The sequence below is a fragment of the Bacillus sp. JK62 genome (genome assembly GCF_053663455.1).
This window is the reverse complement of the sequence record NZ_JBSJQA010000001.1, coordinates 598,292-614,514: the sequence shown is the minus strand read 5'-3', so window position 1 is coordinate 614,514 and position 16,223 is coordinate 598,292. Positions and strand designations below refer to the sequence as shown.

General features: G+C 48.7%; 12 protein-coding genes. 3 read left to right on the top strand and 9 right to left on the bottom strand.

Annotation, left to right across the window (positions count from 1 at the left end; all coding sequences use genetic code 11):
• Positions 1 to 7 precede the first annotated feature (7 nt).
• A complete protein-coding gene (locus ACWJJ4_RS03020) occupies positions 8 to 739 on the top strand; it encodes a GntR family transcriptional regulator (protein ID WP_012118554.1) in 732 nt (243 codons plus the stop codon).
• A 144-nt stretch (positions 740 to 883) separates the two neighbouring features.
• Here the strand turns inward: ACWJJ4_RS03020 and ACWJJ4_RS03015 are convergent, their stop codons facing one another.
• From ACWJJ4_RS03015 to ACWJJ4_RS02990, 6 genes are all read right to left on the bottom strand, one after another.
• Positions 884 to 1,459 carry a TetR/AcrR family transcriptional regulator gene (locus tag ACWJJ4_RS03015; RefSeq protein WP_014305913.1) on the bottom strand — a complete coding sequence of 192 codons (576 nt, stop codon included), beginning with the start codon at positions 1,457 to 1,459 and terminating at the stop codon, positions 884 to 886.
• A 157-nt stretch (positions 1,460 to 1,616) separates the two neighbouring features.
• The gene (locus tag ACWJJ4_RS03010; protein WP_454021414.1) at positions 1,617 to 5,486 is read right to left on the bottom strand and encodes a metallophosphoesterase; all 3,870 of its coding nucleotides are present in this window, start codon (positions 5,484 to 5,486) and stop codon (positions 1,617 to 1,619) included.
• A 93-nt stretch (positions 5,487 to 5,579) separates the two neighbouring features.
• The gene (locus tag ACWJJ4_RS03005; protein ID WP_014418984.1) at positions 5,580 to 5,939 is read right to left on the bottom strand and encodes a phage holin family protein; all 360 of its coding nucleotides are present in this window, start codon (positions 5,937 to 5,939) and stop codon (positions 5,580 to 5,582) included.
• On the bottom strand, positions 5,940 to 6,134 hold the full coding sequence (locus ACWJJ4_RS03000; RefSeq protein ID WP_003151448.1) for a PspC domain-containing protein: 195 nt from the start codon (positions 6,132 to 6,134) through the stop codon (positions 5,940 to 5,942).
• Positions 6,135 to 6,138: 4 nt separating this feature from the next.
• Positions 6,139 to 7,236 (bottom strand): DUF4097 family beta strand repeat-containing protein, encoded by a 1,098-nt coding sequence (locus ACWJJ4_RS02995; protein ID WP_070082446.1) that lies wholly within the window; start codon positions 7,234 to 7,236, stop codon positions 6,139 to 6,141.
• A 24-nt stretch (positions 7,237 to 7,260) separates the two neighbouring features.
• Positions 7,261 to 7,587, bottom strand: a complete 327-nt coding sequence (locus ACWJJ4_RS02990; RefSeq protein ID WP_003151444.1) for a hypothetical protein — start codon at positions 7,585 to 7,587, stop codon at positions 7,261 to 7,263.
• Positions 7,588 to 7,785: 198 nt separating this feature from the next.
• Here ACWJJ4_RS02990 and ACWJJ4_RS02985 point away from each other — a divergent pair, with 198 nt between their 5' ends.
• Positions 7,786 to 8,025: a hypothetical protein gene (locus ACWJJ4_RS02985; protein ID WP_003151443.1), complete on the top strand. Its 240-nt coding sequence runs from the start codon at positions 7,786 to 7,788 to the stop codon at positions 8,023 to 8,025.
• 48 nt (positions 8,026 to 8,073) lie between these two features.
• Here the strand turns inward: ACWJJ4_RS02985 and uvrA are convergent, their stop codons facing one another.
• The 3 genes from uvrA to ACWJJ4_RS02970 form a co-directional block, all read right to left on the bottom strand.
• On the bottom strand, positions 8,074 to 10,947 hold the full coding sequence (gene uvrA, locus ACWJJ4_RS02980; RefSeq protein WP_454021413.1) for an excinuclease ABC subunit UvrA: 2,874 nt from the start codon (positions 10,945 to 10,947) through the stop codon (positions 8,074 to 8,076).
• A gap of 7 nt (positions 10,948 to 10,954) precedes the next feature.
• The gene (gene uvrB, locus ACWJJ4_RS02975) at positions 10,955 to 12,940 is read right to left on the bottom strand and encodes an excinuclease ABC subunit UvrB (RefSeq protein ID WP_003151439.1); all 1,986 of its coding nucleotides are present in this window, start codon (positions 12,938 to 12,940) and stop codon (positions 10,955 to 10,957) included.
• Between the two features lie 175 nt (positions 12,941 to 13,115).
• Positions 13,116 to 13,352 (bottom strand): CsbA family protein, encoded by a 237-nt coding sequence (locus ACWJJ4_RS02970; RefSeq protein WP_003151438.1) that lies wholly within the window; start codon positions 13,350 to 13,352, stop codon positions 13,116 to 13,118.
• Positions 13,353 to 13,651: 299 nt separating this feature from the next.
• Between ACWJJ4_RS02970 and ACWJJ4_RS02965 the strand changes: the two genes are divergently transcribed.
• Complete coding sequence (locus ACWJJ4_RS02965; RefSeq protein ID WP_454021412.1) at positions 13,652 to 16,153, top strand: PEP/pyruvate-binding domain-containing protein; 2,502 nt, start codon at positions 13,652 to 13,654, stop codon at positions 16,151 to 16,153.
• Positions 16,154 to 16,223 lie beyond the last annotated feature (70 nt).

The following is a 16,223-nucleotide window of genomic DNA, read 5'->3' as shown; positions in this document are numbered from 1 at the left end:
TTGACCTATGCAGATTGATAAACAATCTCCGATTCCGATTTACTTTCAGATTATGGAACAATTGAAAACACAAATCAAAAACGGCGAGCTGAAAGCGGATGCGCTGCTTCCGTCGGAGCGGGAATACGCCGAACAATTCGGCATCAGCCGCATGACGGTGCGTCAGGCGCTTTCCAATCTGGTGAATGAAGGATTTTTATACAGACAGAAAGGCCGGGGAACGTTCGTCAGCAAACTGAAGATGGAACAGCCGCTTCAAGGGCTGACAAGCTTCACCGAAGATATGAGAAGCCGGGGCATGAAGCCGGGGAGCAGACTTGCCGAATACCAGCTGATTCAGGCGACGGAAGAATTATCTTCTATCCTGGGATGCGGCTATCCGGCAACGCTTCATAAAATCATCCGCGTCCGGCTGGCAAATGATATCCCGATGGCGATTGAGGCATCGTACATCCCGTTTGACAAGGCGGGAAAATTGGATGCCTCCCATTTTCAATCATCCATGTATGAGCATATTGAAGCGTACAATCAGATGCCGATCTCACGGGCAAAACAAGAGCTTGAACCGGGAGCCGCTTCTGAGGAAGAAGCTGAGCTGCTCGGTATTCAGCCCGGCGCGCCCGTCCTCTATATCAAGCGGACCACTTATCTGCAGGACGGCACTGCCTTTGAGCACGTCAAATCCGCCTACAGAGGCGACCGCTACACATTCGTGCATTATATGGACAGGGTGAAATGAAACATCTCCAACCGTTACGGGTTGGAGATGTTTTTTTGATCTGCCATTTTCAAATCAAGCCGGTGAATGTTCTCTATGACTCTGTCAAAACGAAGAGGCTGGGGTTCCGGTATCTATTTTTATAAAGAAAAGAGTAATAAAATGCTATCCTCTGTTTTGGACAATATACGGAACCTGCTTTGAAATCAGCAGCAGCGGTTCTTTGTTTTTATGAGCCAATGAAAACATGATTGCGCCTTCAATCATCGAGTTGATTGTCATCCCAAGCTTCTCCGCTTCCTCTTGTTCAAACCCATGCTCAAGAAATTTTGCCGCAAACACATCCGTCCACTTCTTGAACACCTCAACACATGTGCATCTTAACGTTTCATTGATCAGAGCGGTCTCACCCGCCAGCAATCCAACCGGCACGCCCTCAATATTCTGCGGATCATTAAACTGTTCAGCCGTTACATGAATAAAGTGCTGAATCGCTTCTACAGGGTCCGCGGATTGAGACATACTATTCTGTATCTGCTTTTCAACGCATCTTCCCGTATATTTGATCGCCGCAATGGCGAGTTCTTCTTTTCCGTTTGGAAAGTGATGATACACGGACCCTCTGGGTGCTCCGCTCTCTTTTATAATTTGATTCAAACCAGTCGCATGGTATCCCTGAATCTGAAAAAGATATGCAGAGGTTTGAATAATTCTTTCTTTTGTCCCGGTTTTACTGTTCATTATGTTTCCTCCTGCATATTACGAAAACCAATCGATTTTAGTATAGAAAAGGGACATAAAAAAGTCAAAAACACTTAGTACCGCCATTCATGTTACAGAAAAAATCCTGCTGACCGTCAGATTTTCTTCTGACCGATCAGCAGGCTGTATGTTTTCGTTATGGGTTTGAGGCATGCCTGAAATCAAACTGATCCGGAGCCGGGTGATACGGCGTATTTCCCGTTTTGAACATCCACAGCGGTGATATTGTTTTGCCGTTGTACGGGTCCTTCACGACGGTATACCAGTAATAAACGGAATCAGGCTGCAGGCCGTCCCAGACCCAATTTGCGGTTTTTCCGCTTTTTACGTGTTTTTTATGACCGAGCAGTTCGTTCGTATAAACGTTGCATTCAAAATAATCGGTCGCTACCCTTTTCCTCTTCGGCTGTAAATCCATTTCTGCTGAGAATTCGTCTTTATCAGCGAACAGATCGGTGTCATAGTAATTGATGTCATCCGTGTACGGCGAGTAGGAGAACATGTGAACCTGATTGGCGGCCTGATCAAATTGCATTATGCGCATAAAGCCCTGCCCCCCTTCCGGACCGTCCTGGTAGTCGGTCAGAATTTGGTGGACGAGGCGGTCCGGTTTTCCGTCTCCGTCATCGTCAAGCGCATCGGTTTTTTTCATGGCGTTATGGTAATGGCCGCTTAATACCATCGCCACATTGCGATTCGGCTTGACGACTTTTCGATAGATCGTCTCCCCGATCGGGCTTCGAATTCCGCTCACAAGCAAGTACTCATGAAAGCATAAGATGGCGGTTCGGTCCGGATACCTCTTCAGCACTTGATTGATCCAGTCAATCTCTTGTTCCGTAATGCCCCAGCCCATATAAATCATAATAAAATCGTTCCCGCTTGCCGACAGCAGATCATAATGCCCGCGGTTATTTTTGTATGATCCGCCGTAATGCATGTTCTGTTCAAACCGGCGGCTCCCGAAGAAATCCCCGAAGGTTCGGTATGTGCCGTCTTTATGGCCGACGTCGTGATTGCCGGCAAGCACTCCGTACGGAATCCCCGCCTTGTCAAGCGTCCGCATGGAGTGATCGGCGTTTTTCCACTGTTTCATCACCATTGAATCATCGACAATATCACCGGTATGAAAGACATATTTAATATTGTGCTTGTCCTTATTTTCTTTGATCCACTCCGTCATTTTGTCAAAAATGTGCGGGTGCCCTTGTGCGTAATACTGTGTATCCGACATCCAGACAAACGTGTAATTGCCTTTCGCCGGTATTTGATCCTGCACGATGACATTCATTTTTGAGTTCTTCACCACATCCGCTGCGGAAACGGCGGCTTTTAATGTAAACGGCTTTTTATCTTTGGCAAGGACGCTGTCCGCCTCCTGCCAGCGGCTTGTCCGGTAATTCCAAATATACATGGTTACCTTTCGGCCGGGCAGAGAGCTTCCTTTCCAGACCGCCTCGGCCAGATCCGTTTCGTCGATAGACGGGTCAACGGAGACTTCGAACCGGTGATAAGGAAAACGCTCCACACTTTCCGCCGAAACGGTTTTTCCGTCATTTGCCGAGATACGGTTCATTTCCGGCAGGGTAAACGGCATTTCATTTTCTTTTACGCCCTTCGGCGGTTCCGTTAATGAGGCGTGTTTATACACTTTCACGCTGCCCGGATTCCGCGCGGTATAACGGAAGCCGCGATAAAATGATACATTCATGTCATCCTTCGTCGGGTCTTTTACCCGGACGGACAGCTTTGCTTTGCGGGCGCCGATTTTTTGACCGGCAAGCTCCGGCTGGTTCGGCTCCTCCCGTTTGATATGGAAGGTGCGGACGGACGTTGTTTCATTTCCGGCAAGGTCTGCCGCAATGATGGTAAGGGTGTGCTTTCCGGGCTTGAGATCGGCTGATGACGTGTGATGCGGGAGCGTAATGCTTTCTCCGTCCAAAAACGCTTTCACCTCTTCCACTTTGCTCCATTTATCACGGATGTCCGCATTCAGCTCAACATTACCTTTCAGCGCCGCGCCTTCTTTAATACCCGGGACAATCTTCGGCCCCGAATTGTCCACCCTCACAGATTGGCTCAGCTGCTCCTCACCGTCACTGACAAAAATATGGTGATAGCCTTCCGAAAGCTTCGCCGTGTTCCACGGCAGCAGCCGTGACGTAAACAAATGATCCGGCAGGCTGAATGAGAAGGTCTTCTGCAGATTCGCCCGCCTGCCGTCACCGATAAACAGCTGCTCGGACGGATCGGTCTTCCCGTTTTTGATCACCGTTCCGTCCGAAAGCACCAGACGGGCATGTTTCACGACAAAATCATCCCGATTCTCTCCCGTGTCATACGGAGAAACCTTTGAGCCCGAACGGATGGATACTTTCTGTGTTTTGCCGCCTTTTTGCAGCAGACGTTCCGGAAGCAGAACCGAGTGCGTTCTGTAGCGGTGAGACGGATCGTCAAAAATGTGCAGCACCTCGTTTTCCATCATGACGGTGTTTTGAAAATAAAGATTCGTTTTCCGGGCATCGAAGGCGAAATAGACCTCTTTTTCCAGCGCCGGACGGGTCTCCTGCCGCTTGCCGTCAATCCACAGCTTGATCTTATCGGCGCTGACGTCGGAAGTCGCTTTGAGCAGATAGGTGCCGGATATCGTATCTTCGGGTTCAACATTCATTCTGAGTCCGTGTGATTTGCTCGTCTGTTCAATGTCAATCATCTTGACGGGCGTTTTTGCTTCATTTTCTCCATCACTGGCTGCGATATAATACTCAAGCTGATCCTGGCCGAGCAGTTCCGGGGAATAAAGAATGTGATGGTATAAGCTGTCGTTGCGGTCTTTTTCGGCCAGAATTCGTTTGAATGGTTTTTTCTCATTGGTCCGGTAATAAAACGCGGCTGTTTTGACAAGGTTTTTGTCTTTTATGTCAGCCTTTAATTCAATGCTTTCAGCGGGCCGGACGGGCTTTCTGTCTGTAAGGTCTTCAATGACCGGTTTTTCCTTGTCGGGTTTTATCACCCTTTTCTGCTGCGGAATCTGCGCCTGAAAAACGGAGCCCGGTGACGGCTTATGCTCGCTCGTGGAGATCTTCAGCAATTCTCCCGTTCCGTTCAGCGGATATTTGTACAGCAAAGAAGTCAGCCGGCGGAAAGCGTGTTTCCGGTATTGCGCTGAGGCGATATCCTTGCCGGTATTTGCCGACAGCACGACCGTACGCGGGCGGCCGTTGGACATTCCGTCCGTCCCTTCGATGACGGCGAGATGTTCTCCTTCCTTCAGACGTGTCCCGTAATAGCGGTTGAAATCATCTATCGTCAGTTCTGATGCGGCGCGTCTCAGCCAAAACACGTAAGTCCCGCCTGACGGAATGACGGTATCTTCTTTCGGCCTCCATATCATATCTGATTCCGGCCCTTCCTTCGGATAGCGGTAGCGGATATGATAGTCTTTAAAATGAATGGGCCTGTCCGTCGTGTTATACACCTCGATAAATTCATAGGCATCAGCGCCGTCTTCATTTTTCGTATCAACCGCAAGCTCCGTAATCATCAGCTCGGGAATATGATTCAAATCGGCTTGATAGCCGTCCAGCTTCAGCCGCTTTTTCTCCGATTCCGCCCGCTGTCTGCCGTTGGTGAAAACGAGGTAATATTCCAATTCTCCATTCCAGATATCCCGTTTTGAAACCTGGGCCGTAAACAGCCGGATTGCGCCTGGCGCTGGCTCCATCGGCACCATCTTAAACCCCAGCTCATTGCTTTGTTTATAAAAAAGAAACGCCGAAAACGCTTGATAGTCAGCATTCCGTACATGAGCCTGTATGAACAGGTTTCTTTTCATTTCCGCCTTTACTTCGATTTGGGGAGGATTCTCCAGAAGCGGTATGTAATGAGGCGGCTGTCCGAATTCCTGCTGATTCACGGGGATTGCCGATTCTTTGCGCGCCGCATCCGCAGAAGGACTCACACAAAGCAAACCAATCAGAAAAAAGAGCGTCATCACAAGTTTCATCTCATTACCTCCCTATGCATTATGTTGCGTCAGGAGGCTGCCGCTTATGTAAACCGCACATAAAAAAGCTGCCCTCTCGGGACAGCTTGTTTTTTATCCTTTTCTAAGCGGCTCCAATATGCCTTTTTGGATCAGCAAGTGGAAAACGGACAGCACGACGGATGCCCAAATGGCGGTGCCGAACCCGTCAATCTGAAAGCTGTCTCCCATCAAGGCTGCGGTCATCATTAACGTAATGGCATTGATGACAAACAGAAAGAGGCCGAGGGTCACAACCGTGACAGGCAATGTCAATATGACGATGATCGGTTTGATCAGCACATTTAACACAGAAAGAATCACACTGGCGATGACAGCCGCTCCGATACTGCTGATATGGACGGAATCAAAATATCCCGCGATAACGATTAATAATAAAGCATTTACTAAAATGCTGACTGCCCATTTGATCATTTATTTCAAATCTCCTTCTAATGGTACAACAAAACACCAGATAATATATACAATCGGCACGATTCCGCTCGTGACAAGCGCTAATACAACGGTTATAATGCGCAAAAGCGACGCATCCATATTGATGTACTCCGCCAAACCGCCGACGACGCCGGCGATTTTACGGTTTTTTTCTGAACGGTAAAGTCTTTTCATCCAATCACCTCTGAGTATGCTTGAGCTTAATGGCTCCTGTTAACGATTCTGAGAAAATCGAGAGATGCTGATCATGGCCTTGATTTGATGCCAGCATCAGTTCTTTTTGAATGGTATCATTCTTTTCCTTTAAAATTTCCGCATCAATCAGCTCATGGCTGAGAGAGCCGAGATTGCTTTTGAGCTCCGCTTTCACCGCCGAATCATCAGGCAGAGCGATCTCCACGTTTCCGGTCGTCGTTTTCGTGTAGATGGAGCGGCAGTGCGGCGCTGTCACGGTAAGCATGATATTGCCGTTAAAGCTTTGAACGTCAATGGATTCACTCGATCCGCGCAAATCAATCAAGCCGTTGATCGTTTCCGCTTCTATCGCGCCGCATTGATGTCCGGCCAGCTTGATTTGTCCGTTAGCCGTTTCCGCCGACGCTTTCTCAGCCGTCAAATGAGAGAATGACAGAACGCCGTTTGTCGTTTTCGCCGAGAATTCTTTTACATGTAAATGTTCCCCTCTGATCGGTCCGTTAAACAGCTTCACTCTTATCTTATCGTACTCTTTCTGGGGAACATAAAGCGTAACATTGGTTTTCATCGTTTTCTTTTCCGTGCGGACAAAAAACTTATTGCCCTTCACTTCACACTCAATGTGCTGAAGAAATGCGGTGCGCGCCGCCTCCTGACTGTCCGCCCGGTACACTTTCGCCTGGCACTCCGCTCTGATATCTTCATCCGCCCACGGCACGATATTGACGCTGCCGTTTGCAATCTGCATATCAATGGCCGAGAATTCACTGTCTTTAAATTGAAAAATATGCTGCACTTCGTGTGCGTGGCCGAAATTCAGATCAAGATCCGCTTCCTTCACTTTTTTGACGGCAGAATCAATCCAGTCGAACAGCTTCGCCCCGAGCGACGGCTTTTGGCTTTCTTTTGCCCCGCTTTCGAAATCTTCCGCAGGTTCCTGAACCTCCGCAGATAATGCGGTGATCTGCTCTTCTTTTTCTTTATATTCATGATCCAGTTTTTCAATGAGCGTCAGTGCTTCCTGCGCCGTCAGCATCCCGTCTTCCACAAGCTTTAAAATCCGTTCTTTCTCCTGTTTCATACAAAACTCCTCCCCCGACTTTTCTTACACCTGGCGTAACACCTTAATTCCCTGCACGATATTCCAAATGACCATTCCGATGAGGATCAGAAAATAAACAGCTGCTCCTGTTATCATAACAAAAACGGGCACCATACTCTCCCCCTGGGCCGTAATCAATCCGCCGACAACACCCGCGGTCACAATCAGCAAGCCCGCAAACGGAATGATATGGGAAATCAGAGCGCGCATGGCATGCCGCTTCGTCTCTTTTTCATCGACGACAAAATAAGCCACAATCGGAAGAATGAGCGGCGCGAGAAACACGCTGAAATAACAGATTGATGCGATAATCGCTTGATTTCGGTTCAATAAAAACACTCCCTGTGCCGTGATATAAAAAACCCTTCCTTATACATACGTATGACGAATGAGCGGGTTTCATTTTCATGCTAAGGACATGCTTCGTTATACGTAATTTTTGGTTTCAGAGATTTCACTATAGAATCTTTTCCCCGAACCGATTACAATATGTAACAAAGCCTGACCGTATGCAAGGAGGACATACAAATGGAGAAAGATCCCGAAAACGCCCAAGTAACGGAAGAGAGTCTTCGAAATTTAATTCGCGAACAGAAAAGAATGAACAGCGAAATGCTGGCTGAATTGGAACAGATCAAAGCAGCCCCTCTTCCCATTTCCCATGATATCCAATATATAAAAGTGCTGCTGGACAGCAGCAGCACCCATATTCTGCAGGACTTAATGCATTTAAGCAGACAGCTTCCCCAACAGAAAAAAAGCCTGTAACAACAACAGCCCAAAACCGATGAGTTTTGGGCTGTTGTTATTGATCTATTACGTGGCTGCCGTTTCTTTTTCGGCCAGCAATGTTTTCATCCGTTTTTTATCGCGTTCCATTACCGGTTTCAGATAGCGGCCCGTATATGATTCTTTCACTTCGACAACTTCTTCGGGCGTCCCGGAGGCTACGATCATGCCGCCGCCCGCTCCGCCTTCAGGTCCCAGATCGACGATGTAGTCCGCCGTTTTAATGATATCGAGATTGTGTTCAATGACCAAAACGGTATCACCGTTATCGACGAGTCTTTGAAGCACAACCAAAAGCCTTGCGATATCATCAACGTGGAGGCCTGTCGTCGGTTCGTCCAGAATATACAGCGTCCGGCCGGTGGAACGCTTATGCAGCTCGGAAGCGAGCTTGACGCGCTGCGCTTCTCCGCCTGACAGCGTCGTCGCCGGCTGGCCGAGCGTCACATACCCAAGTCCGACATCAGCAAGCGTTTGAAGCTTGCGTTTGATTTTCGGGATATTTTCAAAGAAAGACAGAGCATCTTCCACCGTCATATCCAGAACGTCGGAAATGCTTTTTCCTTTGTATGTGACCTCAAGCGTCTCCCGGTTGTAACGTTTGCCGTGGCACACTTCACACGGAACGTACACGTCAGGAAGGAAGTGCATCTCAATTTTGATGATGCCGTCGCCGCGGCAGGCCTCACAGCGCCCGCCTTTTACATTAAAACTGAACCGGCCTTTTTTATAGCCGCGCACCTTTGCTTCATTTGTCTGCGCGAATACATCGCGGATATCATCAAACACACCCGTGTAAGTTGCCGGATTTGATCTCGGTGTCCGGCCGATCGGCGCCTGGTCGATGTCGATCACCTTATCAAGATGGTCAAGGCCTTTGATTTCTTTATGGCTTCCCGGTTTCGCTTTGGCTTTATGAAGCTTTTGCGCAAGCGCCTTATGCAGAATTTCATTCACAAGCGTGCTTTTTCCCGAACCGGACACACCTGTCACCGCCGTAAAAGTGCCGAGCGGGAATTTGGCGTTCGCTTTTTTCAGGTTGTTTTCTGAAGCGCCTTTGATTTCAATGAACCGGCCGTCAGGCTTTCTTCTCTCCGGAGGCATCGGGATGAATTGAGCCCCTGACAAATAACGTCCGGTCAGAGAATCCGCATCATTCATCACTTCTTCAGGCGTCCCCGCCGATATGACGCGGCCGCCGTGAATGCCGGCGCCCGGGCCGATATCTATCAAGTAATCGGCAGCCATCATCGTATCTTCATCATGCTCCACGACAATCAGTGTATTGCCGAGATCCCTCATGTTTTTCAGCGCGCTGATCAGACGGTCATTGTCACGCTGGTGAAGGCCGATGGACGGCTCATCAAGAATGTACAGGACGCCTGACAAACGGGAGCCGATCTGCGTCGCAAGCCTGATACGCTGGGCTTCTCCGCCTGACAGCGTTCCCGCCGCCCTGCTCAGCGTCAGGTAATCAAGACCGACTTTATCTAAAAAGCTGAGACGCTCCACAATCTCTCTTAAAATTAAATCGGCAATCTGCATATCTTTCTCAGACAGCGTCAGGTTTTTGAAAAATTCCAGCGCATCGCCGACGGAAAGCTCGGTAATGGTGCCGATGTGGCGCCCGTTGACCAAAACGGCAAGCGCTTCTTTCTTCAGCCGGTAGCCTTTGCACGTCGGGCACGGCTTCTGTGACATGTACTGCTCCATCTGTTCACGGATATAATCGGAGCTTGTCTCTTTATACCGTCTCTCAATATTGCGCAGCACACCTTCAAATTCAATTTCATTTTCGCGCACTTGTCCGAAATCATTCTCGTATTTAAAGTAGATCCGTTCATTGCCGCTGCCGTACAGCACTTTATCAAGCTGATGCTTCGGCAGGTCTTTGACCGGAGTCTCCATATCAATGCCGTAATGGCGGCAGACCGCCTGAAGCAGCTGCGGATAATATTGTGAACTGATCGGCGTCCACGGCGCGATGGCGTGTTCCTTTAACGACAGTTCAGGATTGGGAATGACGAGCTCAGGGTCCACTTCCAGCTTCAAGCCGAGACCGTCGCAAGTCGGGCAGGCGCCGAACGGGCTGTTAAACGAAAACAGCCGGGGTTCAAGCTCCCCGATAGAAAAACCGCACAGCGGACAGGCGTGATGCTCGCTGAACATCAGCTCTTCCTGACCGATGACATCTATCATGACACGGCCTTCCCCTAAGCGGAGCGCGCTTTCCAGTGAGTCGGAAAGCCTGGCGGCAACCCCTTCCTTGACGACAATCCGGTCAATGACTACTTCAATGGAATGCTTTTTGTTTTTTTCAAGTTCAATATCGTCGGAAAGCTCGGCCATTTCTCCGTCAATCCGCACCCTTACGTAACCTTGCTTTCTGATTTGGTCAAGCACTTTGACATGGGCGCCTTTTCTGCCTGAGATGATCGGCGCAAGCACTTGAAGCTTCGTCCGCTCCGGATATTCAAGAATCCGGTCAACCATCTGTTCGATCGTTTGCGACGTAATTTCAATGCCATGCTCCGGGCAATGCGGCTTCCCGACCCTCGCGTACAGCAGCCGGAGATAATCATAAATCTCCGTTACCGTTCCGACGGTTGACCGCGGATTGCGGCTTGTCGTCTTCTGATCAATGCTGATCGCCGGAGAAAGCCCTTCGATCGCATCAACGTCCGGCTTATCCATCTGCCCTAAAAATTGGCGCGCATAGGCAGAAAGCGATTCAACATACCGCCTCTGTCCTTCCGCGTAAATGGTGTCAAAGGCAAGGGATGATTTTCCCGATCCGGACAGCCCCGTCACGACGACGAGCTGATCCCGGGGAATCGTTACATCAATGTTTTTTAAATTGTGCGCCCTTGCGCCTTTCACCTCGATCCGGTCAATTGCCATGTGTTCATCATCCTTCCGCTTTAAGCTCTAACAGTAAATCACGAAGCTCTGCCGCCCGCTCGAAATCAAGCGCTCTGGCCGCCTCTTTCATTTCGTGCTCCATTTGCTCAACGACTTTCTGGCGTTCTTTCTTCGTCATCTTCGCCAGTTTAGGCGCGGCTTTTGTTTTATATTCTTCTTTATCCTCAGCGGCCTGCGTCGCGCGGATCACATCGCGGATTTCCTTATTGATCGTTTGCGGCGTAATGCCGTGAATTTCGTTAAAGCGCTCCTGCTGTTCCCGGCGGCGCTTCGTTTCATTAATCGCGATTTCCATCGAATTCGTGATTTTATCGGCATACATGATGACGCGGCCTTCCGCGTTTCTGGCCGCCCGTCCGATCGTCTGAATCAGCGAACGTTCAGAACGGAGGAAGCCTTCTTTATCCGCATCGAGAATGGCGACAAGTGACACTTCCGGAATATCAAGCCCTTCCCTCAGCAGGTTGATGCCGATTAACACATCATGTTTTCCGAGGCGGAGGTCACGGATGATTTCAATCCGTTCAAGCGTCTTAATCTCGGAATGCAGATAATTGACCTTGATGCCGATTTCCTTGAGGTAATCGGTCAGATCCTCTGACATTTTTTTCGTTAAAGTCGTCACGAGAACGCGTTCATTCCGTTCAATCCTCGCCTGAATCTCGCCGATCAGATCATCAATCTGTCCTTCGATCGGACGGACGTCAATGAGAGGATCGAGGAGTCCCGTCGGTCTGATGATCTGCTCGATCATTTCCGGCGTATGCTCAATTTCATACGGTCCCGGAGTCGCCGACACGTACACGATATTGTGCATATGCTTTTCAAATTCCTCGAATCGGAGCGGACGGTTGTCAAGCGCTGACGGCAGGCGGAACCCGTGATCGACAAGCACCTGTTTTCTCGCCTGGTCACCGTTGAACATGCCGCGCACCTGCGGAATCGTCACATGTGATTCATCAACGACGATCATAAAATCGTCCGGAAAATAATCAAGCAGCGTATACGGCGTAGAACCAGGAGGACGGAGCGTCAAATGTCTTGAATAGTTCTCGATCCCTGAGCAAAAACCCATTTCCCGCATCATTTCAAGATCATACCTCGTCCGCTGCTCAAGCCGCTGCGCTTCAAGGAGCTTGCCGTTTTCGTGCATCACTTTCAAGCGCTCCTCAAGCTCCTGTTCAATATTCAGAATCGCTTTTTCCATCTTTTCCGCCCGGGTGACGAAGTGGGAAGCCGGGAAAATCGCGACATGGTCACGGTCGCCGAGAATTTCTCCGGTCAAAGCGTCGACCTCCCTGATCCGCTCAATTTCGTCTCCGAAAAATTCCACTCTGATACAATGTTCGTCACGGGAAGCCGGGAAGATTTCCACAACGTCTCCGCGCACGCGGAACGTCCCGCGCTGAAAGTCGATATCATTGCGGGCATACTGGATATCCACAAGCTTTCTCAGAAGCTCGTTCCGCTCAATCTCCATTTCCGGTCTGAGCGACACGACCATTTCCCGGTATTCTTCAGGCGAACCGAGACCGTATATGCATGACACACTCGCGATAATAATGACATCTCTCCGTTCAAACAGAGAGGATGTCGCGGAGTGCCTCAATTTATCAATTTCATCATTAATACTAGCGTCTTTCTCTATAAATGTATCCGTTTGAGGCACATACGCCTCCGGCTGATAATAATCATAGTAGCTGACAAAATACTCGACAGCGTTGTTCGGAAAAAATTCCTTGAACTCGCTGTACAGCTGTCCGGCAAGGGTTTTGTTATGGGCAATGACCAGTGTCGGTTTATTCACTTCTTTAATCAGATTGGACACGGTAAAGGTTTTGCCCGTCCCTGTCGCACCCAGGAGAGTCTGGTGTTTTCTGCCTTCCTGTATGCCTTTGACAAGCTTCTCAATCGCTTGCGGCTGATCTCCCTGGGGCTGATATTTCGAGACTAACTCAAAACGATCTTTCACAAAAAAGCCTCCGTTTCTTTACGAAATCTTCCTATTGATATAGTAACACAATGACGGGCAAAATCACTAAAAATACGAACTAAAGTTCGATGGTTTATTTTTACCAAGTTAATTTTTGTATAAAAAACCTGCTTTTATGGCGTAAAAGCAGGCATTCTATTTCATATTCACCATGTCAGGCATTGTCTTTCTTTTTGTCTGCTTCTTTTTTGGCCATGTACAGCCCTCCGGCCACCAGCGATACGACATCCAATCCAACGATAAAATACGTTTCGGTGTAACCCTTTAAATAGGATGCGAAAAGCAGTGCGGCTGTGAGAGCGATCGCCACATAGTGGTTAAACGTGACGCGCGTAAAAAGGACGACCAGCATAAAAGGGAAACATAATGCAAAAACGGCTTTTGTAATCACAAAAACCCTCCTCGGGAATTCTTCATCTCATCTGATTATAGTAAAAAATGAAGAATCGGACAATCGTTCCCCTGCTATCACAATACCCTTTTTCGGCAGTCTTCAATCATCTGTCAAAAAAAATGTGAATATAAATCCATTGAACCATTAACCAGATGAATCGAATTACCTTTCTTCAGCCGAAAGGATGAGAAGGTTTAGGTCTTTGTATCTTTGACAGTTTCTTCCTCCCTCTTTACAATGTAATGATAGTGTTTACTATCATTTTCTTGGATGAAGAAAAAAGGGGGTCATACCGCATGTATTCAGTGCGATTTCAAAAAGCGGAAGAATCGAGCCGCTCTGCAGGAGCAAAAGGAATGAACCTGATTAAACTGACGAAAAACGGGCTGCCCGTTCCCGGCGGTTTTATCATTCAGACGAATGCCCTGACACGTTTTATGGAAGACAACGGGCTTCAAGCAGATCAGGAACAGATGGAGCGCGCCATTATGAACGGCACGTTTTCAAAAGAGCTTCGGGAGGAACTGACCGCGTCGTTTTATGAATTGAGAGAATCATACGCCTCTGTCGCCGTACGTTCCTCCTCCGCGTCCGAAGATCTTGAAGGCGCTTCTTTCGCGGGCCAGTACGAAACCTATTTAAATATCAAAACAGAAGAAGAGTTTCTCGGAAAAGTGAAAGAGTGCTGGGCTTCCTTCTTCTCGGCGCGGGTCAGCGGTTATAAAGAGAAAATGAACAATGACACCGCAGAACCGTTAATGGGCGTTGTCGTGCAAGGTCTGATCAATTCCGAGGTTTCAGGGGTCATTTTCAGCCGCAACCCCGTCACACACGATGACGGAGAACTGATGATCAGCGCAAGCTACGGCCTCGGAGAAGCAATCGTCTCCGGCAGCGTGACGCCCGACACATTTATCGTCAATAAAGACACATTTCAGATTGAAAAAGAAATCGGCTTAAAAGAAATGTATATCGTTTCTAAAGACGAAGGCGTGACGGAAAAAGAGACGTCCGCTGACATGAGAAGCCGCTTCTGCCTTGATGACGAGAGCATCAAAGAGCTTGCCATGCTGACAATAAAGACGGAAGAACTGTACGGTTATCCCGTGGATCTCGAATTCGGATTTGCCGAAAATAAGCTGTATCTGCTTCAGGCCAGGCCGATTACAACGATCGCGCAGGATCAGAAAGCGGCAGACGAAGAACGGGAATTTATCATGACACCCCGGGATCAGAAAGATTTTTGGCTCAATATGGAGGCCAATATAGAAGGTCCCGTCAGCCCGTTATTCGCTTCACTCATTGTGCCGGCTTTGGAATACGGCCTCAAAGAGAGCACGAAGGCCTTCCCTGTGATGGGCATCGAGATTGAGCGTGTCAAACTTCATCAGGGCCATGTTTTTTCCAGACAGCATAAGACGGACGACAAGCTGCCCGCAGAACAGTTAGAAGCGCTTTTCCCCGTCTTGGCTGACCGCATGTACGATATTATTCAGGAAACCTTTCTGCCTTTTTATCAAAAGCTGGACGAACTGGCGCATACAGACCATACACCGGAGACTGCCCTTGATGCGTTCCGAAACCTGCAAGACTTCTATTTAAAAGGATACGAAGAACATTTCAATATTGTCTTTCCGCAGGTTGCGTTAAACATGATACTGGAATCTATGTACGGACAGGTTGAGAAAGAAAACACCTCCCTTCTGTATGAAATGCTGGCCGGCGTCATGAATAAGTCATTGGAGACCGACAGACAGCTCTGGCTGCTTTCCGGACAAGTAAAAGACAGCCCTGAACTGCGGCGCGTCTTTACGGTTTCTCATGCCGATGAGCTGCATCAGACGCTTCTGCAATCAAATGAGGGAAAACGCTTTCTCGAACAAGTCGGCGAATTTTTGCAGGAATACGGCTGGAGATCCGTGAAAAGTCATGATCTCATTGAACAAACTTGGGCGGAAAACCCTTATTTCGCTTTGGCCAACATTCAGAACTATGTCCGGAACGGATACGATTTTGACAGTGAGTTTCATAAAACGATAGAAAAACGAAAACAGCTCTACGCCGACTTTATGGATAGAATTGAAGATGACGGCTTCCGGAAGACGTTTGACCGCTATTATCAGTGGACATTGTCTTCATCCGTCATCAAAGATGATCACCATTTTTATATTGATGCGATGCTGGACGCCAAAGCGCGCCTTTGCCTTCTGAAAATCGGCGAGCTGCTTCAAAAACAAGGCGTAATCGATGATCGGGAGGATATGTGGTACTTATACAGCGATGAAGTCGAGAAAGCGCTGGCGTCGCCGGTTCCGATGCAGGAAAAAGCCGCTGAACGAAAACAGCTCTTCCAGCAATATCAATTGCTTGAAGCCCCCGCTTATCTCGGGACTCCGACTTCGGAACAGCTGAAAACGGCTGAACAGATTACCGGCTCCATCACAGAAGATGAAAAAAACACTGAACATCAAATTTACGGACTTGCAGCGTCAAGCGGAATCGCAAGCGGACCGGTGAAAGTCATTCGTGACGCAAGTGAATTTTCCCGTTTTTCAACAGGAGACGTGCTTGTCTGCAAAATGACGACACCGCTTTGGACCAGTCTGTTCCAGGATGCAAAGGCCGTCATTACGGACACGGGCGGCATCCTGTCACATGCGGCGATCATCGCGAGAGAATACGGGCTCCCGGCCGTTCTCGGCACACGTGCCGCGACTGACAGGCTCAACGACGGAGATATCGTCACGGTAGACGGGACAAACGGCAAGATTACGATTGTCAAACGCGCTTCATGCTAGGTTTCCCTCTTTATTGGCGGGCAGGGCGGGTGTATACTTGTCCTGCCAGTATTTACGCGAGGTGAAACAT

Coding starts and splice junctions, on each gene's coding strand:
- ACWJJ4_RS03020 (WP_012118554.1), top strand. CDS start 8: ATGCAGATTGATAAACAATCTCCGATTCCGATTTACTTTCAGATTATG.
- ACWJJ4_RS03015 (WP_014305913.1), bottom strand. CDS start 1,459: ATGAACAGTAAAACCGGGACAAAAGAAAGAATTATTCAAACCTCTGCA.
- ACWJJ4_RS03010 (WP_454021414.1), bottom strand. CDS start 5,486: ATGAAACTTGTGATGACGCTCTTTTTTCTGATTGGTTTGCTTTGTGTG.
- ACWJJ4_RS03005 (WP_014418984.1), bottom strand. CDS start 5,939: ATGATCAAATGGGCAGTCAGCATTTTAGTAAATGCTTTATTATTAATC.
- ACWJJ4_RS03000 (WP_003151448.1), bottom strand. CDS start 6,134: ATGAAAAGACTTTACCGTTCAGAAAAAAACCGTAAAATCGCCGGCGTC.
- ACWJJ4_RS02995 (WP_070082446.1), bottom strand. CDS start 7,236: ATGAAACAGGAGAAAGAACGGATTTTAAAGCTTGTGGAAGACGGGATG.
- ACWJJ4_RS02985 (WP_003151443.1), top strand. CDS start 7,786: ATGGAGAAAGATCCCGAAAACGCCCAAGTAACGGAAGAGAGTCTTCGA.
- uvrA (WP_454021413.1), bottom strand. CDS start 10,947: ATGGCAATTGACCGGATCGAGGTGAAAGGCGCAAGGGCGCACAATTTA.
- ACWJJ4_RS02965 (WP_454021412.1), top strand. CDS start 13,652: ATGTATTCAGTGCGATTTCAAAAAGCGGAAGAATCGAGCCGCTCTGCA.